Source organism: Bacillus sp. N1(2025), assembly GCF_053470005.1.
Genome location: NZ_JBLTJB010000002.1, coordinates 139,723 through 161,684, shown reverse-complemented (window position 1 = coordinate 161,684; position 21,962 = coordinate 139,723). Strand labels below are relative to the sequence as shown.

Annotated in this window: 20 protein-coding genes; 6 read left to right on the top strand and 14 right to left on the bottom strand. The window is 46.3% G+C overall.

What is annotated here, in order from left to right:
• Positions 1–67 precede the first annotated feature (67 nt).
• From yxdK to ACNFN4_RS05660, 4 genes are all read right to left on the bottom strand, one after another.
• Positions 68–1,045, bottom strand: a complete 978-nt coding sequence (yxdK, locus tag ACNFN4_RS05675) for a two-component system sensor histidine kinase YxdK (protein ID WP_088056366.1) — start codon at positions 1,043–1,045, stop codon at positions 68–70.
• Positions 1,042–1,731, bottom strand: coding sequence for a two-component system response regulator YxdJ (gene yxdJ / locus ACNFN4_RS05670; protein ID WP_021494677.1), 690 nt, complete (start codon positions 1,729–1,731; stop codon positions 1,042–1,044). Before yxdJ ends, yxdK begins: the two co-directional genes overlap by 4 nt.
• A gap of 149 nt (positions 1,732–1,880) precedes the next feature.
• Entirely contained in the window at positions 1,881–3,320 is a 1,440-nt protein-coding gene (locus ACNFN4_RS05665; protein WP_043858349.1) for a sensor histidine kinase, read from the bottom strand.
• Positions 3,317–4,039, bottom strand: a complete 723-nt coding sequence (locus ACNFN4_RS05660; RefSeq protein WP_014419282.1) for a response regulator transcription factor — start codon at positions 4,037–4,039, stop codon at positions 3,317–3,319. The genes ACNFN4_RS05665 and ACNFN4_RS05660 overlap by 4 nt, the downstream gene beginning before the upstream one ends.
• A 221-nt stretch (positions 4,040–4,260) precedes the next feature.
• Here ACNFN4_RS05660 and ACNFN4_RS05655 point away from each other — a divergent pair, with 221 nt between their 5' ends.
• The 3 genes from ACNFN4_RS05655 to ACNFN4_RS05645 are packed head-to-tail and all read left to right on the top strand — an operon-like array spanning position 4,261 to position 6,678.
• Positions 4,261–5,172 carry an ABC transporter ATP-binding protein gene (locus tag ACNFN4_RS05655; RefSeq protein WP_448200053.1) on the top strand — a complete coding sequence of 304 codons (912 nt, stop codon included), beginning with the start codon at positions 4,261–4,263 and terminating at the stop codon, positions 5,170–5,172.
• Positions 5,169–5,927 (top strand): ABC transporter permease, encoded by a 759-nt coding sequence (locus ACNFN4_RS05650; RefSeq protein WP_007614844.1) that lies wholly within the window; start codon positions 5,169–5,171, stop codon positions 5,925–5,927. The genes ACNFN4_RS05655 and ACNFN4_RS05650 overlap by 4 nt, the downstream gene beginning before the upstream one ends.
• A gap of 16 nt (positions 5,928–5,943) precedes the next feature.
• Positions 5,944–6,678, top strand: coding sequence for an ABC transporter permease (locus ACNFN4_RS05645; RefSeq protein WP_448200052.1), 735 nt, complete (start codon positions 5,944–5,946; stop codon positions 6,676–6,678).
• A gap of 263 nt (positions 6,679–6,941) precedes the next feature.
• Here ACNFN4_RS05645 and iolJ read toward each other — a convergent pair whose 3' ends face one another.
• From iolJ to iolA, 10 genes are all read right to left on the bottom strand, one after another.
• Positions 6,942–7,814: a 6-phospho-5-dehydro-2-deoxy-D-gluconate aldolase gene (iolJ, locus tag ACNFN4_RS05640; protein ID WP_014419287.1), complete on the bottom strand. Its 873-nt coding sequence runs from the start codon at positions 7,812–7,814 to the stop codon at positions 6,942–6,944.
• Between the two features lie 2 nt (positions 7,815–7,816).
• Positions 7,817–8,659, bottom strand: a complete 843-nt coding sequence (gene iolI / locus ACNFN4_RS05635; protein WP_191389371.1) for a 2-keto-myo-inositol isomerase — start codon at positions 8,657–8,659, stop codon at positions 7,817–7,819.
• An 87-nt stretch (positions 8,660–8,746) separates the two neighbouring features.
• Positions 8,747–9,616 carry a sugar phosphate isomerase/epimerase family protein gene (locus ACNFN4_RS05630; RefSeq protein ID WP_007407833.1) on the bottom strand — a complete coding sequence of 290 codons (870 nt, stop codon included), beginning with the start codon at positions 9,614–9,616 and terminating at the stop codon, positions 8,747–8,749.
• A gap of 19 nt (positions 9,617–9,635) precedes the next feature.
• Positions 9,636–10,670 carry a Gfo/Idh/MocA family protein gene (locus ACNFN4_RS05625; protein ID WP_022554004.1) on the bottom strand — a complete coding sequence of 345 codons (1,035 nt, stop codon included), beginning with the start codon at positions 10,668–10,670 and terminating at the stop codon, positions 9,636–9,638.
• A 22-nt stretch (positions 10,671–10,692) separates the two neighbouring features.
• On the bottom strand, positions 10,693–11,988 hold the full coding sequence (locus tag ACNFN4_RS05620) for an MFS transporter (protein ID WP_205161014.1): 1,296 nt from the start codon (positions 11,986–11,988) through the stop codon (positions 10,693–10,695).
• Positions 11,989–12,000: 12 nt separating this feature from the next.
• Positions 12,001–12,897, bottom strand: coding sequence for a myo-inosose-2 dehydratase (gene iolE, locus ACNFN4_RS05615; protein ID WP_014419291.1), 897 nt, complete (start codon positions 12,895–12,897; stop codon positions 12,001–12,003).
• A gap of 15 nt (positions 12,898–12,912) precedes the next feature.
• Entirely contained in the window at positions 12,913–14,826 is a 1,914-nt protein-coding gene (gene iolD / locus ACNFN4_RS05610; protein ID WP_191389373.1) for a 3D-(3,5/4)-trihydroxycyclohexane-1,2-dione acylhydrolase (decyclizing), read from the bottom strand.
• A 24-nt stretch (positions 14,827–14,850) separates the two neighbouring features.
• A complete protein-coding gene (gene iolC / locus ACNFN4_RS05605; RefSeq protein WP_017418539.1) occupies positions 14,851–15,843 on the bottom strand; it encodes a 5-dehydro-2-deoxygluconokinase in 993 nt (330 codons plus the stop codon).
• 23 nt (positions 15,844–15,866) lie between these two features.
• Positions 15,867–16,682 carry a 5-deoxy-glucuronate isomerase gene (gene iolB / locus ACNFN4_RS05600; protein WP_014419294.1) on the bottom strand — a complete coding sequence of 272 codons (816 nt, stop codon included), beginning with the start codon at positions 16,680–16,682 and terminating at the stop codon, positions 15,867–15,869.
• Positions 16,683–16,755: 73 nt separating this feature from the next.
• A complete protein-coding gene (iolA, locus tag ACNFN4_RS05595; RefSeq protein ID WP_448200051.1) occupies positions 16,756–18,219 on the bottom strand; it encodes a methylmalonate-semialdehyde dehydrogenase in 1,464 nt (487 codons plus the stop codon).
• A 444-nt stretch (positions 18,220–18,663) separates the two neighbouring features.
• Between iolA and ACNFN4_RS05590 the strand changes: the two genes are divergently transcribed.
• From ACNFN4_RS05590 to ACNFN4_RS05580, 3 genes are all read left to right on the top strand, one after another.
• Positions 18,664–19,419, top strand: coding sequence for a DeoR/GlpR family DNA-binding transcription regulator (locus ACNFN4_RS05590; RefSeq protein WP_007614879.1), 756 nt, complete (start codon positions 18,664–18,666; stop codon positions 19,417–19,419).
• Between the two features lie 77 nt (positions 19,420–19,496).
• Positions 19,497–20,429, top strand: a complete 933-nt coding sequence (locus tag ACNFN4_RS05585; protein WP_448200050.1) for an aldo/keto reductase — start codon at positions 19,497–19,499, stop codon at positions 20,427–20,429.
• Positions 20,430–20,549: 120 nt separating this feature from the next.
• Complete coding sequence (locus tag ACNFN4_RS05580) at positions 20,550–21,938, top strand: sugar porter family MFS transporter (RefSeq protein ID WP_007407844.1); 1,389 nt, start codon at positions 20,550–20,552, stop codon at positions 21,936–21,938.
• Positions 21,939–21,962 lie beyond the last annotated feature (24 nt).

The following is a 21,962-nucleotide window of genomic DNA, read 5'->3' as shown; positions in this document are numbered from 1 at the left end:
CCCCTTGACGTAAATCCATGTTATCAAGGGGAAACAAAACGAGCTATGTTGTTTTCTTAACGCAGCCTTACATTTTTGTAAGAAATGAAAATCGGACCGATGTCCCTTCACCGGGGGACGAGCTGATGTCCACCGTATGATTGAGCTTGCCCGTAATTTCTTTGACGAGATGGAGGCCGATCCCCGTAGATTCTTGGAAACGCCGCCCGTTTTCGCCGGTGTAATAAGGGTCAAACACCCGCTTGATATCTTGCGAGGGAATGCCGACACCGTAATCTTTGACTTCAAGCACCGTCCTGTCTTCATCGCGGAAGACATTCAGCTCAAGTCTGTCACTCTTGCCTGCCGAATACTTGACCGCATTTGTGACCACTTGGCCGATCGCAAATTTGAGCCATTTCGCATCGGTGTAAATCTGATGATCATCGCGAATGTCCATTTTCGGATAAACGCGGTATTGAATAAAGAATCGTTTATAGCTTTGAATGACTGATTGGAGAAGCTCTGATAAGGAAACCGCTTCGACTTTAAAATCCCGCTCAAACAGGTCAAGCCTTGATGAATAAAGAAGCGTCTCCAGCCCGAATTCAATCTGCCGAACCTCTTTTTTGATTTGTTCAAAGACGGGCTCATCTTCTTCCTGAATGATTAAATTAATGACCGACAGCGGCGTCTTTACTTGGTGCACCCATTGATTCATATACGTCACCCGCGCGTCGAGCTTGGCTTCGGTCTCATGGAGCTTCTGGTGCTGCAGCCGGGTCAGCTCCATCTGCTTTTCATACAGCTCTGAACAGAACACCGAAGAACCGAGATACGGGATGTCCGTCCCTTCCTGCTCCGAGCTGAGCCAATGATACACGCCGCGGTCTTTGTACCAGCGATAGGCAAGATAACCCGCCAAAATAAGAAGCTGCACGCCCAATATGTAAAACAGGTGGGAAAAAGAATGAAGACCCGCAAACCAGTAATAAAAGAAGACAAACAGCCCTTGAAGGAGAAAAAGCAGAATCAGCACGGCATGAGACCGGAGAAACAGCTTCATGACAGCGCCCTCAGCTGGTAGCCTTCGCCCCGCACCGATTCAATGGAAACAGGCGCATTCAGCTCCCGCAGTTTTTTTCTGAGCCGCGTGATATACACGTTAAGCGTATTATCATCGACGAAAACGTCGGTGTCCCACGTCTTTTCCATGAGACGGTCCCGACTCGTCACCTTTTCTCCCCGCTCCAGCAGAACTTCCAAAAGCTTGCTTTCTTTCTTAGAAAGCTCGCTTTTTTCGTCCTGAAAACGCAGTTCAAACCGTTCCACAAAGAGCTGCACACCGGCATATTCAACCACTTTCTCTCCCTGCTTGGCGGCGTACTCTCCGTATGCCCTGCGGATCTGGCTTTTGATTTTCGCCAGCACAATATCATAAGAAAATGGTTTTTCGATATAATCATCTCCGCCGTTTTCAATCGCCATCACCTGATCCATTTCTCCGCTTCTGGCTGAGATGAAAATGATCGGGCTTGTAGAATGCTGGCGGATCTGGCGGCACCAATAATAGCCGTCATAAGACGGCAGATTGATATCAAGCAGCACCACATCAGGCTTTTCCCGCAAAAAAACATCAAGAACAGCCGTGAAATCCGCGGCGGCCACGGTTTGATATCCGTATTTTTCAAGGTAATTCTGCAATAGTCCGCGAATGTCTTCACTGTCTTCCACAATCATGATTTTATTCATGCAACCATCCTCCAAAAGGATACGGCTTTTCGGAGCCCTCATTATTTGATGCCCCCATCATAATGCTTTCATCGGTTCTCTGCAACATGAGAAAGCGGGCCTTTATAAAAGACCCGCTTCTCCCTTTCTCAATGTAAGATCGATTATTTCTAATTGACATTGTTATACTTAGATGGCGGACTCGGAAAGGTAATTTTAAATCTTGTGCCAATTCCCGGCTGACTATATATATCAATATTTCCCCCATGTGCCTTGATAATTTGTTGAGCAATAGCCATTCCTAATCCAGTCCCTGAGTTATTTGACGTAGCGCTTGTCCCTCTGAAATACCGATCAAATAAACATTCGACCGTCTCTTCGTCCATTCCTATCCCATCGTCTTCTATTATAATTTGTATTTCATTGTCATGTAACACGTCCTGATATAATATGACCTTTATTTTAGTGCCCGGAGGATTATGTTTAATACAATTAGCAATCAAGTTTTCAACTGCACGCTTTAGGTACCTTTCATCCATATTAAAAAGTATCTTATTGTGACTGGATTCTAAAGCGAATCTCTTATTTTCTGACTCCGGTAGCAGCTTCATTTTTTCTAAAGTGTCATGAATTACTTTCACTACGTTTTTTTCTTCAAGATGGATTGGAAGCGACTCATTTTTCAATTGAAAAGTTAAGTTGAAATCTTCAATCAGCTTTTCCATATATTCGACACGTTCTTCCATTATTAAGGAAAAATCACGCACTTGCTGATTTTCCCACTCATATTCATTTGAAGATAAAAGAACCGTATATCCCTTAATAACCGAAAGAGGGGTTTTTAAATCATGTGAGACACCGGCCATCCACTCTTCTCGTGTCTTTTCCAATAATTCTCGCTCAGCCTTATTCCTTTGAAGCGTTGAGGTAAGTTCAGACAGAGCCTGCATTAATTCTTGATAGGTCTTATATCCAGATTTATTATGTCTATATTTGCTTGAATGAAACTTCCAATCATAAGGTTCTTCATATTTTTCTTTAGACAAATTCTCAATCCAAGATACAATAAACAGCAGGGGAGCACCTAGTTTTTTTCCGTAAAATATTGCAATGACAATCCCTGCCATAATAATAGAAACAATCCACAAGTTATTCACCCAATAGAAAAAAGGGTTATTTTTTTCCATCGGCTTTCCCAATACCCATGTTAAATCCTGATTGTTTTTCGTTTCATACCACGTAGATAATTGATAACCTTTTTTGGCAGGATACATGTAATCTGATATTAACTCTCCAAGAATATAATGCTTAGGTATATTTTGAGGTTTATTAAAAGAAAAAACCTCATCTCCTTGTTCATCTAAAATTTGAATCCACATCCGGTTCTCTAATAAATCTTCTTTTGCTTTCGTATTTATTGAAAATTGTTTATCTGCAACAACTGTTTGGTCAACAATTTTTTTTAAGGATAAGTGCGGCGTTTCCATTTTATTCTGACCTAAGACGAGGCTGAAAAATATGATACTGCCCACAATGAGCACACCCCAAATAAACATGAGTAAAAAAAGTCTCGATACGAAGTAAAATGCTATCCTATTTCTCAGCTTCAAAATAAATCCTCATCTATAGGCTCTGCTTCAAATATATAGCCCTGTCCTCGAACCGTTTTAATCCATCTAGGTCTGCTCGGGTCTTCCTCTAATTTTTCACGTAATCGTCTTACATGTACCATTACAGTACTATCTCCGCCATAAAACTCCCCCCACACATCTTTATAAATTTGGTGTTTACTTAAAATTTGATTGGGATGTTCACAGAAATAAATCAGAAGTTTCATTTCCTGAGCAGGGCAATCTATTCTTGTCCCGTTAACAACAAGTCTTCCGGTATTGGGATCTATTTTAAAATATTCATAATCGTATACCTGTTTTAGAGGGTAAGAAGAAGAGAGTTGAGTCGTTCTCTTTAATTGGGCTTTTACACGAGCTACAATTTCTAGTGGATTAAATGGTTTAGTAATATAGTCATCTCCCCCAAAACTAAACCCTTGCAATTTATCTAAATCTGTTGTTTTTGCCGTTAAGAAGAGTATCGGCACATTTGTATGCGAGCGTATTTTGCTGCATAAGGTGAAGCCATCAGTGTCCGGAAGCATGACATCTAATAAAATAATATTTGGAAGTTCCTGATCGATTTTCAGAAGGGTTTCGCTCCCTGTCATAGCTGTGGAAATATTGCTGAAACCTTCCTTTTCAAAGCAAGTTATTAATAAGTTTAAGATATGTTCGTCATCATCCACCATGAGGATTTTGTTCTCTTCTAACGTCATAAGTTACCCTCCTTTTTTTCTCATTTTAAATGAAATCGAATACATAAGAGTTGGAAAAGGAAAGAATTTAGCTTTTGTTTAGGTTTCAGAATATTCTTATCAAATAATCAATTTTACTATATGCAGTCAATAAACCATGGATGTCGTTAAGTGAATGTTTAGGAAGAGTTTCGTTTGTGTTTAAAGAACATCGCTTATGATAAAAGTGAGGTGAGAGACAAATGAATGATCAAATAGTGGTAACACACGATCTGACTAAAAAGTATAAAAAGCTTACTTCTGTTGATGGATTAAACTTAAGGATTAGGCGTGGCGAAATTTATGGTTTTCTTGGACCGAATGGTGCTGGTAAAACAACAACCATCCGAATGTTATTAGGTTTAATTAAACCAACAAAAGGAAACATCGAAATCTTTGGCCAAAACCTAAACAAGAATCGTTTGCAGATATTGCAAAGAATCGGGTCACTGGTAGAATCTCCAACTTATTATGGTAATTTAACAGGTTACGAAAACTTAGAAGCTGTTAGGAGGTTACGAGGACTTCCGGAACAACGGGTCAATGAAGTATTGGAAACTGTAAGGTTATCTAAAGTAGCAAATCGACTGACTAAGGAGTATTCCCTTGGAATGAAACAACGTTTGGGAATTGCAGTTGCCCTGTTAAGCAGTCCTGATTTATTAATTCTGGATGAACCGACAAATGGTTTAGATCCATCCGGTATCCAAGAAATAAGAGAGCTAATTAAAGAATTGCCTAAATCGGGAATGAGTGTTATTGTATCCAGCCACTTATTGAGTGAAATAGATCAAATGGCTACTCAAGTGGGAATTATCAACAATGGAAAAATGATTTTTCAGGACTCGATTGCAAGTTTACATCAAAAACGAAAACCACTATTAAAAGTCGGTGTTAGTGACGTAATCGAAGCAAAAACAATATTAAACAGGAAAGGATTAAAGGTTGATTTACAAAAAAATGATTTGTGGCTGTCTCAAACAGAACCGGAATTCGTTTCAGAAATCAATTCCATACTTCTTCATTCAGGGCTGTCTGTATTTCGACTTGAAGAAAAGACACGATCACTTGAGGATATTTTTTTAGAATTAACCGGTACAGAGGGAAGTCTATGAAAAAGTTATTATGGGCAGATCAATTAAAACTGAAACGTTCGTCGTTATTGATTGTAGTCTTATTGGTTCCCTTACTCATTATAGCATATGAGTTGGTAAATCTTACTTATCGATCTGAATACGTGGAAAAACAAGCTGAAATGTTCCATGCTGGATCAATGTGGATGTATTTACTGTATGATAACAGTTTGTTATTTGGTCTGGGTTTTCCATTAGCCGCCACACTTTCTGCGTCAATAATAGCAAATATAGAGCATCAAGCAAACGGATGGAAGCAAACCCTTTCTTTTCCTGTATCTAGAATGCGAATTTATGTAAGTAAATTTATTTGCTTAGTAGTCAGTTTATTTATTTCGTCAACAATCTTCTTGCTCGGCATGGTACTGCTGGGCAAACTGGTAGGATTCGAAGGTAGTGTACCTTGGGGACTTTTGTTTGGAGATAGTTACAGCATGTTAGTTACAGTACTGCCTATAATGGCATTCCAGATATGGTTATCTATGGTGTTTAGCAACCAAGCATTCTCAATTCTTGTAGGATCAGTATCATCTATAATGGGTTTGTTTTTGGCAGCTGCTCAATCAACGAGATGGTTTCCGCTGGCTTATCCTAGTCAATCTTCGACAGTCATTCTGCAGTATGAAGGTATAGGATATAACCCAGATCTTTCATCTTACCTTTGCATTAGCCTTTTCTTAGGGATAATTATATTATTTCTAGGCTCTATTCATTTTGCTAAACGGGATGCTTTGTAAAAAGGAGGCGAAATACTTGAAAAACATTTTATTTGTAGAACGTTTAAAGCTTAAGCGATCAAAGTTATGGATCATCTACTTATTAGGGCCTTTGTTAGGTGTATCCCTGGCATACACTAACTTTATTAAAAACTATAACCTTTTTATGAATCCCGGAGACAATCCCTGGGTAGAGGCTTGGACACAAGTTGCCTTATTTATGGGCCCTTTTGTATTGCCTATCGTAGTGGGAATTTTCGCCGCCCTTGTTTGCAGGGGGGAACATGCAGGAGGCGGTTGGAAACAGCTTCTAGCCTTACCAGTCAAACACTCAGATATCTTTCTGGGAAAGTTTCTAACAGTGGTCCGCATGATATTCATTAGTATGTCCATTTTAATCCTCTTATTTATTGGATTCGGTTATATGTTAGGCATAAGCGGGAGTCTTCCTTTACTTACAATTCTAGGTTATGGAATTAGAGGGATCTTAGCTTGTTTACCATTAATTTTATTGCAGCTTATTGTTTCAATCAGGTCTAAAACATTTGGCATACCACTCGCTGTTAGCATTGTTTTTATATTACCGGCCATTATTATTGCCAGTACACCATTAGGTCAAGTATATCCATGGACACAGCCTATGTTAGCAATGTCACCCGAAGATGAATCACCGATTCAATCAAATTTCCTGTTTTACTCAATTATGGTAATAACGTGTCTCGGTCTCCTGGTTTACGGAATAAGAAGTTTTACTAAACGAGACCTTACGTAGGGTATATGCGGTATAAACTTATGTCTTATAGATTATTTCAACAAAAAAGAAAGTTACCGACATCATCGATAAAGAAAAGGATAATAACGAATTCTAGTTTTCATAACTATAGTAAACGAGGGGGCAAGCTGTATACAATTCGCTTGGATTGAAAGGGCCTGTAAAGGTTGAACAGGTTGATTTGATTGTGATACTTTGGTGAAACGCAAGAAGGAAATAAACGGAAATACGAAAGCACTCACGATGTTGTGAGTGCTTTTTCATCAGCCGACCTGCTGTTTTACGGCTTTACCGGCTGATCCGAACTCTCTCATTTTGCTTCGCACTGTCTCTTCCACGGCTTCAATGCCGGGTGTCATGTAGCCGCGCGGTTCGTACAGATCGCCGTTTTCCTGAAACATGCGGCGTGTTTCGTCTGTCCAGGCTACCATACATTCCGTGTTGATATTGATTTTCGCGTGGCCGAGCGTGATGGCTTTTTTGACCTGATCCTGCGGAATCCCGGATGCTCCGTGAAGAACGAGAGGAATATCAGTCATGCGGGAGATTTCCTCCATTTCCTTAAATCCGAGATTCGGTTCACCTTGATATTTGCCGTGGACGGAGCCGAGGGCGGCGGCCAGCGCGTCGATATTGGTTTCTTTGACGATCCGCTCACATTCGGCGATATCGGCATAGCGGACCCCGCCGACCAGCCCGTCTTCCATGCCGCCGACCGTGCCGACTTCTGCTTCTACTGACACGCCGTGTTTTGCGGCATAATCGGCGACTTCTTTTGTCATCGCGATGTTCTCATCAATCGGATGATGGGAGCCGTCAATCATCACTGAGCTGAATCCGGCGTCAATGGCCTGTCTGCAGCGTTCCGCACTGCTTCCGTGATCAAGATGGAGCACAACGGGAACGGTAATCGCCATTTCCTCCATTAACGCGCCGACCATGGCGGAAATCGTTTTAAATCCGCCTAAATAGTCGACCAGACGATCGGAAGCCGCGGCGATGACCGGCGATTGCTCCTTTTGCGCGGCTTGCAGAATCGCCTTCGTCCATTGGAGGCCGTTGATATTAAATTGGCCGACTGCATAATGCTCCCGTTTCGCTTCTGCAAGAAGATGTTTCATGGTGACAAAAGCCATGCTCACGCCTCCTTCATGAAGTATTTTGATACGACGGCTTCCGTTGTTTCCTTTGCCGTTTTGATCGTTTCCTCCGCAGTCAGCTTATAATATTCAGGTCTGAACAGCTCTACGGAGATAACATCATTGAATCCGATTTCTTTTAACGCTGACAGATGGGCGTCTAAGTCAATCGCACCCTGTCCAGGCCAGACGCGGTCTTCATCCGTTAAAAAGCCGATCGGGAAGTCCTCTGTATCGTCGATATGATAGATGAAAATTTTCTTTCCGTCCGCCTGCTTCAAGCTCTCAATATTGGAGCCCATCGCGTGGAAATGGAAACTGTCAAACACCAGTCCGACATTATCGCGGCCGACAGCGTTCACGATGTCATACGCCTGTTCAAATGTATTGACCGTACATTGCGGGTGTCCGACAAATTCAAGGGCAATGTTTACGCCGTACGGCTCCGCGATGTCCGAAAGCTCAGTCAGCACCTCTGCGCTGCTCTTTTTGATCTCTTCTTTCAAGATTTTCCGCTCTGTCACAAGCGGCACGGCCACTACGTATTTCACGCCGAGCGTCCTGCAGGTTTCCATCATGCTTTTGAATTCCGAAATGATCTCCCTATAGCCCTTCTCATCACGGTTGTTGAAGAAAACCAGTGCGTTCAGGGCAAGCGGTTTAATGTGATGGGTTCGAAAATATTCCGCCAGATCGGCCAGTGAATGGTCTTTTAAGTATTCCGGCAGCTTATCCATTGTGCGGATTTCAATATAATCATAGCCGTGCTTTTCGCACAGTTCTAAATCCTGTTTCAGGTTTGAATTCTCCAGCGTAGTCGCTTCATTAAAGCAAAGTTTCATGTCAGCCTCTCCCATCCGCGTTTTCGATATGAAGGGAGTCCGGCTGGAGGGCTTTTTTGCCCCGCTCCGCCGAACTCCGTACTCAGCTTATGCCATACCCAGTTCTTCCTTTAATTTCTTAAGCGTGGTCCGGCTTGATTCATCCGCTCTTTCGCCGACCCAAGCAAAAACGGCGTTCGTCGCAATTCCGTCGAATTTCATCTCTCTCATCTTTCTGAAAATCGTCTCAAAATCGACCTCGCCTTGCCCGATGTCCAAATGTTGGTGAACCGTTACTTTCGCATCAGGCGGGTTGACGATGTAGCGCAGGCCGTGCGCCGCTTTATGATTAAAAGTATCTGCAAATAAAACATGTGTAAGGCGGTCGCCGGCTTCATCAAACATGGTCGCAATATCGCCTTTTCCGTCATCATAGAAGAACGTATGCGCAGTCGAGTAGACAAGATTGATCCAATCCTTGTCAAGCGCGCGGATCATATCCATCGCGCCTTTGTGCGTTTCGATAAAATCGTATGGGTGAGCCTGAAGATTGAGTTTAACGCCTTCTTTTTCAAAAACGGGCAGCAGTTCATCCATGGATTTGATAAATTTTTCTTCACTTGTCAAAGGATCATATTTTGAACCGCTGAATTCACTGTTCATCAAATCCACTTCAAGTTCAACCGCAATTTCGATCGCCCGTTTCCAGTTGCGCACGGCGGCCTGTCGGCGGTCTTCATCAGGACCCGCCCAGTGGTAAAGCGGAAGAAGAGAGGACAGCTTCACACCTGTATCCTTTAAAAGGCGCTTCAATTGTTTGATTTTTGCTGAATCGACTTTCGGATATTTGTAGAAAGGACAAAAATCCTCGCGCGGGGACAGTTCGATATATTCGTATCCGAGTTCCGCCGTTTTATAGACCATTTCTTCTAACGTTAAATCATCGCGGTACATGGATGGATCTAAGGCCAGTTTCATTTCTTTCACTCCCGATCTATTATTTGTTCACAGTCGTAAATGATTGGTAGAATGCCGGTTTCTCTTGCAGCGCCACAGGCTCTTTCTGCCCGGATTCCTGAGCTTTTACGCACGCGTCAGTTGTCACTGCGGCAATATAACCGTCCCATGCCGTCGGACCGCTGACTTCGCCTTTTTTCCGGATCGAATCAATGAAGTCTTGAATTTCCACATCATACGCAGCCACAAATCGGCGCTGCCAATCCATCAGGATATCGGTGCTGAATTTCCCTTCTTTTCTCAAACTGATGCTTGACGGTTCCGGAAGCTTGATGACGCCGTCTTCCCCGACGATCTCACATTGAATGTCATAGCCGTATTTACAGTTCACGTAGATTTCGGCATTGATGACGATGCCGCCTTTTGTTTCAATGATGACCATCTGCGGATCTTTCAGATGCGGCAGCGCATTTTTTGATTTCTTCGGATAGATGACCTGTACGGATTCATAGTCGTCATTGACGAGCCAGTGGAGGACATCAATTTCATGAACGAGCGTATCGACGACGGCCATGTCCGTTGAATAATTCGATGCGACTGTCGGGTTACGGTGCGCACAGTGAATCATCAGCGGCTCGCCGACCACGCGGTTATCGATCGCTTCTTTCAGCTGAACGTAACCGCTGTCATATCTGCGCATAAAACCTACCTGCACCAATCGTTTTCCCGTCTTCATTTCTTCCTCGACAATGCGCATACAGCCTTCTGCCGTTGTCGCAAGCGGCTTTTCACAAAACACGTGCTTGCCGTGCTGAATCGCTTTCAAAACGCTGGACTCGTGAGCCGGGCCCCAGCTTGTCACTAAGACGGCATCCACATTTTCAGCAGCGAGGAGGCTGTCGTCATCAGGATAAACGGAGGCGTTCAAATTGAAATCCTGAACGGTCTGCTGCGCGGCCTCCTGATTCACATCTGTGACAGCGGTAATTTCCGCTCCGGACAGCTTATTTGTGATGCGGTTGATGTGCTCTTTTCCGATAGCACCGGTTCCGATAACACCTATACGTAAATTCATTGATCGCCACTCCTTCTGATAATCAAATAATGGTTCTCGTCTTTCTTTTCTCGCTGCCGTCCTGAGGAGCGCCGTACAGTTCCTCCTGTATCTGTTCAAGCGACTTGCCGGACGTATTCGGCGCGAAGACAAGCCCGATGATCATACTGGCCGTCACACATATGAGCAGAATACCGGCCATAAAACCGATGCCGAATTGTGACATGATGACCGGCACAAATAAACTCCAAATGCCGATTGAAATACGGACGAGAAAGAACATGAGCCCTTGTGCTGACGCTCTGTATTCTGTCGGGAACAGCTCGCTTGCCCACAGCTGGTAGTTCGCCTGCTGGCCGGCTCCGTTATTGATGCCGATCGCTAAAACAAACAAAAGCAGCATCGGGAGCCCCTGAAACGGCAGTAAAAACAGCGACCAGCCGACAACGGCCATAAAGGCACAGATTCCGAACACCGTTTTCCGATATTTATCTGCAAAAGGCATGAAGATACAGGCGACGCCGAGCCCGGTGAAGATAAACAGGGCCATCTGCAGAATGTTGGCCGTATTTGCGGATACGCCGCCGACCTGCTGGTAGATGTACGGCATGAAGAATCCCATGACGCCCGCGGCGAGATTCCATACGAGAAACACACCCATTAAAAACAAAATGTTCTTGAAAAATTTCGGCTGAAGCAGGTCAAAATAAGATGTTTTTTTCACGGCGGCAGGCCGCTCTTCACTGTTTTTCCAGGCATCCGACTCAGGTAAACGCTTTCTTATCACATATGTGATAAGGGCGATCACCAATAGATGCGCAAAGACAATTTTATTTCCTAAAAGCCCGAGGTCACCGACCAAAACGGATAACAGCAGAACCACAACGGCTCCTGCGGCCCACGCCACCTGCGCCACTCCGCAATGCCTCGCCCGGTTTTTCTCAGGGGCGTTTTCCGCGATAATGGTCCATGAAGCCGTAATATCCGCGCCTACAGAAATCCCGATAATCATGTATCCGCATAACAGCATGGGAAAGTTGAATCCAAACAAAACCAAACAAATTCCTAAGGCGTAGACGAGCATACTGTTTGTGTATACAGCTTTTCGGCCGACCTTATCGGCCAAATACCCGCCGAGCAGCGCTCCGATGGCCGCTGATATCGCATTTGCGCTGAAGGCGCCGAGCAATCCGATCTGACTGTCGGACAGCTTCAAGTAGCTGACCCACATAGATAAACCCGCTGATCCTGCCACGATGGAACCTGCATCAATGTAATTGGCTAACGCTGCGGCGATGGTCCTTTTGCTGAAAGCTGATTCCGCCTTGGCATTATTCATATAAGTCCCCCTCTAATTTGCAGGATCAAGCAGTTCACTGTCGATGTACTTTCTCGCAATCAGCGCGTACTCAAGCGGATTGGCGACTGCCGGGTCTTGTTCGGCTTCGATGACGATCCAGCCTGAATAATCATGACGGACGAGCGATCGGTACACTTCGGTAAAATCGATGCATCCGTCTCCGGGAACCGTAAAAATGCCCTGTAAAAACGACTGCCTGAATGACTTGCCTTCCTGTCTGCACCGCTCCATAATGTCAAACCGCGCGTCCTTGAAATGAACGTGTCTGATCCGATCCATATGCTTGTTGAGAATCGTCATATAGTCTCCGTCCGAGATATAGGCATGGCCGGTATCATAAAGTAAATGGACATACCGCGGGTCCGTTCCATCCATCAGCCGGTCAACTTCTTCCGCCGTCTGGACGCCTGTGCCGAGATGATGATGAAAAACCATGTCCAGCCCGTATTCGTCAGCGATTTTCCCGAGACGGTTCAAGCCTTGGCACAGCGTATCCCATTCTTCATCTGAGAAGTGCGGTTTTTTCTTAAATACATCAATGTCCAAGCCTTGAACACTGTACGTCTGTTCAGAAACGGTGGCGACATCCGCTCCGACTTTCTGCAAATAATCACAGTGTTCTGTAAATTGTTCAGCCGTTTTTTCAATACCGTCTTGAATGATAAAGCTGCTGAACCATTTCCCCGCAATCCGCAAGTTCCGGAGAGCCAGCTCCTTATTCAGGACGGCGGGTTCAGGGAAAAACCCTCCCACTTCCGTACCTTGAAAGCCGGCGACAACAATATCGCTTAACAAATGCTGCAGCGTATTCCCGGCTCCGATTTCCGGCATATCGTCATTGCGCCACCCAATGGGAGCGATGCCCCACAGAATATCTTGTTTGCCCATCGTGATGCCTCCCCTCTAGTACTGCTTCGCAGACTTCAGCTTCATCTCTTTCGCTTCGTATGCCCGCTGAACACTTTCCTGCTCCGACACTTCCGCCACGCCGACATGCCACCAGCTGTCATAGCCGTCCGTCATCGTTTTCGGCAGAACCTTCATTTCAATTAAAGTGGATACGTCTTGCGTTTTCGCATCTTCAAGCGCCGCTTTCAGTTCTTCAACCGTATTGGCTCTGTATGTTTTAGCGCCGTAGCCCTCTGCCACCTTCGCGTAATCAACGTTTAAAATCTGATTGTCCTCTGTTCGGAACTCGCAGAAATAACTGCCGCTCCCGTGATCCATCTGCAGGTTGTTGATACAGCCGAATCCCGAGTTGTCAAAAAGCAGGACATTGATTTTTTTGTTATATTGAAGCGCGGTAATCAGCTCTGAGTGCAGCATCAGAAAGCTTCCGTCGCCGACGAGTGAATAGACTTCTTTGTCGGGATGGGCCAGCTTGAGGCCGAGCGTGCCCGATACCTCATACCCCATGCAGGAATAGCCGTACTCGAGGTGGTACGTATTCGGGACGTTGGAATGCCACAGCCGCTGCAAATCTCCCGGAAGAGATCCCGCCGAACTGATGACGACGCTGTCTTCAGGAATCGTGTCATTGATGGTCAACAGCGCCGTTGTTTGCGGCAGCTCAGTCTCGAGCGCGTCGGCATACTCGTTTAACACATCCTGTGAGAAATGGTTCTTAATTTCCGGTTCGAACGCGTCACGTGTAAAAGTGACCTTGCCGAGCCGGTCCCGTTCAGCCAGCCATTCATCTTTCCAATCTTTAATCGCCGTGCCGAATGCACTTTTATATCCGTCTAATAAGCCGTACAGCCTGCCGAGCGTGACTTTCGCATCGGCTACGACCTGAAACGCGTCAAGCTTGTAAGCCTGCATGCGGCTGACATTGATATTCAAAAATTTTGCTTTGTCAAAATCAAACGCCGTTTTCGAGGATGTCGCAAAGTCCGTGTACCGTGTGCCGACACCGATGATCAGATCAGCCTGGCGGGCGGCTTTGTTTGCGGCGAGTGTGCCCGTGATGCCCATGCCGCCCAGATTGTTGGCGAAATCGGCTTCAACCGTTGACTTGCCGGCCTGCGTTTCGACAAGCGGAATGCCGTATGTTTCAGAAAGCGCGATTAATTCCTCACGCGCGCCGGAGTACTTCGCGCCTCCGCCCACTAAAATGACGGGACGGCTGCTCTCCTTAATTTTTTCCGCGGCGCCTTTCAGTTCACGCTCGCTCGGCTGCATCCGGTCAATGTAATGAACGCGTTTTTCAAAGAAGCTTTCATCAAAATCAAATGCTTCTCCCTCTACATCCTGAGAAATGCAGATTGTCGCCGGGCCCGCTTTTGCCGGATCTGTCATCACTTCAAATGCCCGGATTAAGCTGCTCATCAGCTGCTCGGGGCGGGTGATGCGGTCCCAATAGCGGGACACGGGCTTTAACGCATCGTTTGTCGTGACGGCGGCACTGTATTCCTGCTCCACCTGCTGAAGCACCGGGTCAGGCTGCCTCGTCGCAAAGGTATCGGCCGGAAGCAGCAGCACCGGGATATTATTGGCCAGCGCCGTACCCGCGGCAGCCGTCAAGTTAGCGGCACCCGGACCGACTGATGTCGATACCGCGTAAATTTTTCTTCTCAGCATCTGCTTGCTGTATGCCATCGCGGCATGCGCCATGCCTTGTTCGTTTTTGCCTTGATAGACTTTCAGGTGCCCGGCGTCCTGCTCAAGCGCCTGCCCGATCCCCAACACATTTCCGTGGCCGAAAATCGTGAAGATGCCCTCAACGAACGGCTCTTCTTTTCCGTCAACATGAATGTACTGCCGGTTCAAGAATTTAATCAGCGCTTGTGCTGTCGTTAAGCGAATTGTCTTACCCACAAACGATCCCACCTTTTATACGTTCTATTTACCGTTAAGACTGTGCTGCGCTTCAATCAGTTCGATGATTTCACCGGCAGCCGGCATTGCCTCTGAGGAGCTGTGTTTGCTGACGACGATGGAAGCGGAAGCGCTCCCGTATTTTAAAGCCGTTTCAATATCCCGGCCGCTGACAAGTCCGTAGATGAAGGCTGACGCATAGGAATCACCCGCACCGAAGGTCTTCAGCACCTTTGTTTTATAGGCGTGCGCCCGGAAAACTTCTCCCGATCTGCTGTATGCGTATGATCCGTCAACGCCGTGCTTAATGACGACAAGGTCAGCAGAGTGCGCAAACAAATGGCGGACGGTTTCATCGTTATCTCCGCCGCTGCGGTTTTCCATTACGTCAAATTCATCACGCGTACCGATGACGATATCGGATTGTTCCGCCACCAGCGTGTAGTACACGGCTGTTTCTTCTGCCGATTGCCATGTATACGGACGGTAGTCGAGCTCAAACACGACTTTTACGTCATGTTTTTTTGCGATATGCACCGCTTTTAAGACGGCTTCGCGCGACGGGCTTTTTGCAAGCGCCGTGCCTGACACCAGCAGCATTTTCGCGTTTGCGATGTAGCCTTCATTGACTTCGGACGGCTCAAGATACAAATCCGCCACGTCATCCCGGTACATCAGAATGCTGCACTCTTCGGGACTGAGAATTTCCGTAAAAGCGAGCCCGGCTTTGCGCCCTTCTCTGTCAACGGTCATTTGTGACGTATCAACGCCCTTTCCCTGCATATAAGAAACGATGAATCTGCCGTGCTGATCATCCGGGATTTTGCCGATAAAACCGGCTTTTAATCCGAGCTTGGCGCTGCCGATCGCAATATTTGCCGGGGAGCCGCCGACATATTTAGAAAACGTCATCGTTTCTTCCATCGGCCGGTTGTATTCCGCAGCGTTCAAATCAATACACGCGCGCCCGATCGCGACAATATCAAACTCTTTTTCTTCATTAAATGTATATTTCATCGTTATCTGCCACTCCTCACTTGTTAGCGTTCCAGGATCCATTCATGGGCCGGATCATTATGAAACTTCCATTTTCGTGTCGGTCCCGCCATTACATTCAGGTAGTAAGAGGTATACCCGTCCGGAACACCAACCGGGTGATAGCCCGCCGGCACGATGACAACGTTTTCATTTTCTGCGGTCATCGTCTCGTCAATCGAGCGGTCGTCCGTGTACACACGCTGGAAGACAAACCCCTGCGGCGGGTCCGTTTCATGGTAATAGGTTTCTTCTAAAAAGGATTCAGCCGGCAGATTGTCTTGGTCATGTTTATGAGGCGGGTAGCTCGACCAGTTGCCGCTGTCCGTGTAAACTTCAACAACGAGAAGGCTGTTTGCCGATGGATCTGAATCGGGGAGAATATTATGAACGGTTCGTTTGTTTGCCAGCTTGCCGCGATGTTCCACACCGTTGTCTTCCGCTTTAATCAGCTTTGTCGGAAGCTGGTGTTCGGACGGAGAATAGCACAGCGCGACCCTCGCCCCGCTGACGGCTGTGATTCCAAAAGAGCGGTCATTGGACACATAAACGCTGTCCGTCGGTTTTCTTTCAAATACGCTTTCACGGGTGCCGATGCTTTCAAATGTCTGATCATAATCAGTGACGGTGATTTTTCCCGTTACCGCAACGATGCAGCACTCCGTCTTTTTCAAATCTTCTGTATATGCGGAACCGGGAGTGAGGTCAACGACTTTAAATCCGACGTATTTGAGGTCTGAATTGGCTGAAGTGACGTCATGTATGATGTTCACACCTTGAGAAATCTCATCGGCCTGCGGTTTGCGCAGCAAATGACTCATGTTTATTCCTCCTTAATTGATGGTAAAAGAAAACCCGGACGGAATCTCGAAGCCGTCCGGGCCGGCTGTCAGATCAATTGAAGTCAGGAGACGGGTATCGTGCCGTCACGACTTTTTTACGTGTATAGAAGTCGACGCTGTCTTTTCCGTTTGCGTGCAATGTGCCGAAGAAAGAAGACTTCCAGCCTGAGAACGGGAAGAATGCCATCGGCGCCGGCACGCCAAGGTTGATGCCGAGCATCCCCGCGTCAATATTTTCACGGAAGTAGCGGATCGCGTTCGCATTTGAAGTGAACAGACACGCGCCGTTCGCAAATTCAGACTGGTTGGCGATGTCCACCGCTTCTTTTAAGTTCTTCACGCGGATGACCGACAGAACGGGCGCAAAGATTTCATCTTTCCAGATCGTCATATCCGTCGTCACGTTGTCAAAAATCGTCGGTCCGACGAAATAGCCGTCTTCCGTTGCGTTTTCACGCCCGTCACAAAGAAGTCTCGCTCCTTCTTCGATGCCTTTTTCAATATAGCTGTTCGTGCGTTTTTTGTTGTCCTCGCGGATGACCGGGCCCAAGAATACGCCGTCATCCAGTCCGTTTCCGATCTTGATGTCCGCTGCTTTTTCCTGTAGTTTCGCCATAAACTCATCGGCGATTCCCTCTTCAACCGTCACAACCGCGCATGCCATGCAACGCTCTCCTGCCGAACCGAATGCCGCGCCGATAATGTTTGTCACCGTATCTTCAAGGTGGGCGTCATTTAACACGATCGTATGGTTTTTCGCGCCCGTTAACGCCTGCACGCGTTTCAAATGTTCGCTGCCTTTTTTGAAAACATACTCGCCGACAGGTTTTGAACCGACGAATGAGATGGCTTTAATATCCGGATGTTCAAGAACGCCGTTTACGACGTCATGCGCGCCGTGCACGACATTGAAGACGCCCTTCGGCAGACCGGCCTGTTCAAACAGCTCTGCCAGTTTTTCCGTTAACAGCGGCGTGCGCTCAGACGGCTTCAGAATGAACGTGTTTCCTAATGAAATCGCCATCGGGAACATCCAGCACGGAACCATCATCGGGAAGTTGAACGGTGCGATACCGCCGACCACCCCGATCGGATAGCGGTAGTTCGCCGCCTCTACATCCGTCGCGATGGAGGCGAGTGAATCGCCCATCATGAGTGACGGCGCGCCCGCTGCGAATTCGACGTTTTCAATTCCGCGCCCCACTTCACCGAGTGCTTCCGTCGTGTTTTTACCGTTTTCCAAAGTGATCAGACGGGCAAGCTCTTCTTTGTTCTGCTGGAGAAGCTGCTGATAGTTAAATAGAATTCTCGCACGGCGCGGCACTGCCGTCTTTGACCATGTTTGAAACGCCTCTGACGCTGAGCGGACGGCGTATTCCACATCCTCCCGCGTAGAAATCGGAACCTGGCACATCACTTCTTTTGTAGCCGGATTGACAACGTCTTCATATTGATCTGTCTTACTTTCAACCCATTCACCATTGATGTAGTTTTTCAGTTTTCTGATCTCTGCCATTCTCATTGCCTCCTTAAATAGTAAACATCCTGTTCAGCTGGATAATAACGGATGAATATATTCATCTTTTACATATAAAAGACATGAATTAAACGCTTACAAATGCTAAAATGATGGTGACTCCCAATCTTCCCATGTAAAAGTTGGTCATGTACCGGGAAAAGCAAACGGTTACATCTTTCACTTTTGATTTTACAGGTTATATTTTGGTCATTTCTTGGTTACATTGTAAGCCCAACACATCTTCAAGTCAATCTAAAAAATCAAAATTTTTTCATTATTTTTATCATACTTTTTTTGATCGGGAAAACAGGAACTTGGAGAACCGTGTCGAATCGTACGGTGTGAACCCTCTTTTTTATCATTTGTTAAGTAACTATTGATTAACTTCTGGTGTTTATTATATATTTTAATTACTTTAAGAATTCTAGAAGGAGTTTTTTTATGAAACTGATGCGGATTCAGGAGATGGAAGAATACATTCTCAAACACGGAGCCACTTCTCTGGATGAGCTGTGCGAGGTATTCAACGTCTCTAAAAACACGGTCAGACGCGATATTAATAAGCTTGCGGAAAAAGGGGTTATCAAAAAGGTGTACGGCGGCGTGACATCAGCCGAAAAATCTGTGCTCGTCCCTTTTGAGAACCGCACCATTCAACATCAGGATGAAAAAATCAAAATCGCCCGCTATGCGTCACGGTTTATCGAGGATCACGATCTTGTATTTATTGATTCCGGCACGACGACCAAATCGATGCTGGAGACACTTGATCCCGATAAGAATGTAACGGTTTTGACGAACAGCCTTGATATTATTAACGCGGCTTCATCCATGAAAAATATCGACCTGATCATCATCGGCAATAACTACAAACGGAAGACAAGGTCGTTTGTCGGCATTGATGATCCGAGCACACTCAATAAATACAACATTAACAAGGCGTTCATGTCCGCTACCGGGACAACGATCACCCACGGCCTGACGAATTCCGACTTACTGGAATACGAGGTGAAAAAGAGAATTTCCGAAAAGGCGAACGAAGTGTATCTGCTCGCGGATCATTCCAAATTCGGCAAATCCACGCTTTTGACATACGCGCCTTTCGACCGGCTTCACAGCATCGTCACTTCTCAGCAGCTGGATGAGGAATATACGAAGTATTGCCAAGAGCATCAAATCGACATTCACTTGGCATAGCGTTATAGTTAATAGAGAACGCTGCCGTATTTTTCCGGCAGTCGCTATGATATCCAATTTTTTCAGGGGGCGAAAACATGAGCAAAGTAACAATCGGCAAAACTGACCTAAAGGTATTTCCGATCGGTTTGGGAACAAATGCGGTCGGCGGACACAATCTCTATCCGAATCTGAATGAAGAAACGGGAAAAGAATTGGTTCGGGAAGCGATTAAAAGCGGCGTTACCATGTTAGATACCGCCTATATTTACGGTGTGGGCCGTTCTGAAGAATTAATCGGCGAGGTGCTGAAAGAATGCAACCGCGAGGATGTCTTCATCGCCACAAAAGCCGCTCACAGAAAAGAAGGCGATGACTTTGTTTTCGACAATTCACCGGCCTTTTTGAAACAATCGGTCGAAGACAGCCTGAAACGCCTGCAGACTGATTACATCGATTTATTCTACATCCATTTCCCGGATGAGCACACGCCGAAGGACGAAGCCGTTCAAGCATTGAATGAGCTGAAAAAAGAAGGAAAAATCCGTTCCATCGGCGTATCCAATTTCTCTTTGGAGCAGCTGAAAGAAGCCAATAAAGACGGCTTAGTCGACGTGATTCAAGGAGAATACAACCTGCTGAACCGTGAGGCGGAAAAGACTTTCTTCCCTTATACGACAGAACACGGCATCTCATTCATTCCGTACTTCCCGCTCGTATCCGGACTGCTTGCCGGCAAATACGACCAGAACACAACCTTCCCTGAAGGCGACCTGCGCAATGACCAGGCGCATTTCCAAGGGGAGCAGTTTAAAGAAAACATCAAAAAAGTCAACCAGCTCAAACCGATTGCCGAAAAGCACAATGCCGATACGGCGCATATCGTGCTTGCCTGGTACTTGGCGAGACCTGAAATCGATATCCTGATTCCGGGCGCCAAACGCGCGGATCAATTAAAAGACAACATGAAAGCAGCCTCCATTACGCTATCTGCTGAAGAAATCGCGTTTATCGACAAGCTGTTTTCCTAAGAAAAAAAACACGCCTTTTAAAAGGGGCGTGTTTTTTTATGTTTATATTTTTCTCTTCGGGGAATGAAATAGTTATCTAAATAAACTATTATGCGTTCCAAAAGATGAGGAGGATCATCTGTGAAGAAAAACACCAAAAAATACCTGATTTACTTTTTCGGAGCATTAGGCGGGCTGCTTTACGGCTATGACACCGGTGTGATTTCAGGGGCTTTGTTATTTATTAACAATGATATTCCTTTAAACACGCTGACCGAGGGATTGGTCGTCAGCATGCTGCTGCTCGGTGCGATTTTCGGGTCCGCCTTAAGCGGGACATGCTCTGACCGATGGGGCCGGAGAAAAGTGGTTTTCGTCCTTTCACTCATTTTTATTATCGGCGCGCTTGCGTGTGCGGCTTCGCAAACCGTCACCATGCTGATTATCTCCCGTGTCATTCTCGGGTTAGCCGTCGGCGGCTCAACGGCACTGGTTCCCGTTTATCTATCTGAGATGGCGCCAACAAAAATACGCGGAACGCTCGGCACATTGAATAACTTAATGATTGTAACCGGAATTTTACTCGCATATATTGTGAATTACATATTCACCCCGTTTGAAGCTTGGCGCTGGATGGTCGGTCTCGCGGCAGTACCGGCGGCGCTTTTATTAATCGGAATCGCGTTTATGCCGGAATCTCCGAGATGGCTCGTCAAACGCGGCCGTGAGCAGGAAGCCAGACAAGTCATGGAAATGACCCACGACAAAGAGGATATCGCTGTTGAATTGGCGGAAATGAAACAAGGAGAAGCCGAGAAAAAAGAATCTACGCTCGGCTTGCTGAAAGCAAAATGGATCCGCCCTATGCTGCTGATCGGGATCGGCCTCGCCATCTTCCAGCAGGCGGTCGGTATCAACACGGTGATTTACTATGCGCCGACCATCTTTACAAAGGCAGGACTCGGCACTTCGGCGTCCGTTCTCGGCACGATGGGCATCGGTGTCTTAAACGTCATCATGTGTATCACCGCCATGATCTTAATTGACCGGATCGGCCGGAAAAAACTGCTGATGTGGGGAAGTGTCGGCATTACCTTGAGCCTGGCGTCACTATCAGCCATTCTCCTTCTGGCCGGCCTGTCAGCTTCAACGGCATGGCTGACCGTGCTGTTTCTCGGCATCTATATCGTTTTCTATCAGGCGACATGGGGTCCCGTTGTGTGGGTCCTGATGCCGGAGCTGTTCCCGTCAAACGCACGCGGAGCCGCAACCGGATTTACGACATTGATTCTGTCGGCAACCAACCTGATCGTTTCACTGGTATTCCCGCTTATGCTGAGCGCCATGGGCATCGGCTGGGTATTCGGAATATTCTCAGTCATTTGCCTCTCATCCTTCTTCTTCGCCGCTTACATCGTTCCCGAAACGAAGGGCAGAAGTTTAGAAGAAATCGAAACGCACTTGAAAAAACGGTTCTCCTTAAAGAAGCGCAGCAAACAAAATCAAATTCTTAAACAGCGCACATTGTAATAAAAAAAGGAATCGCCCCCGCCG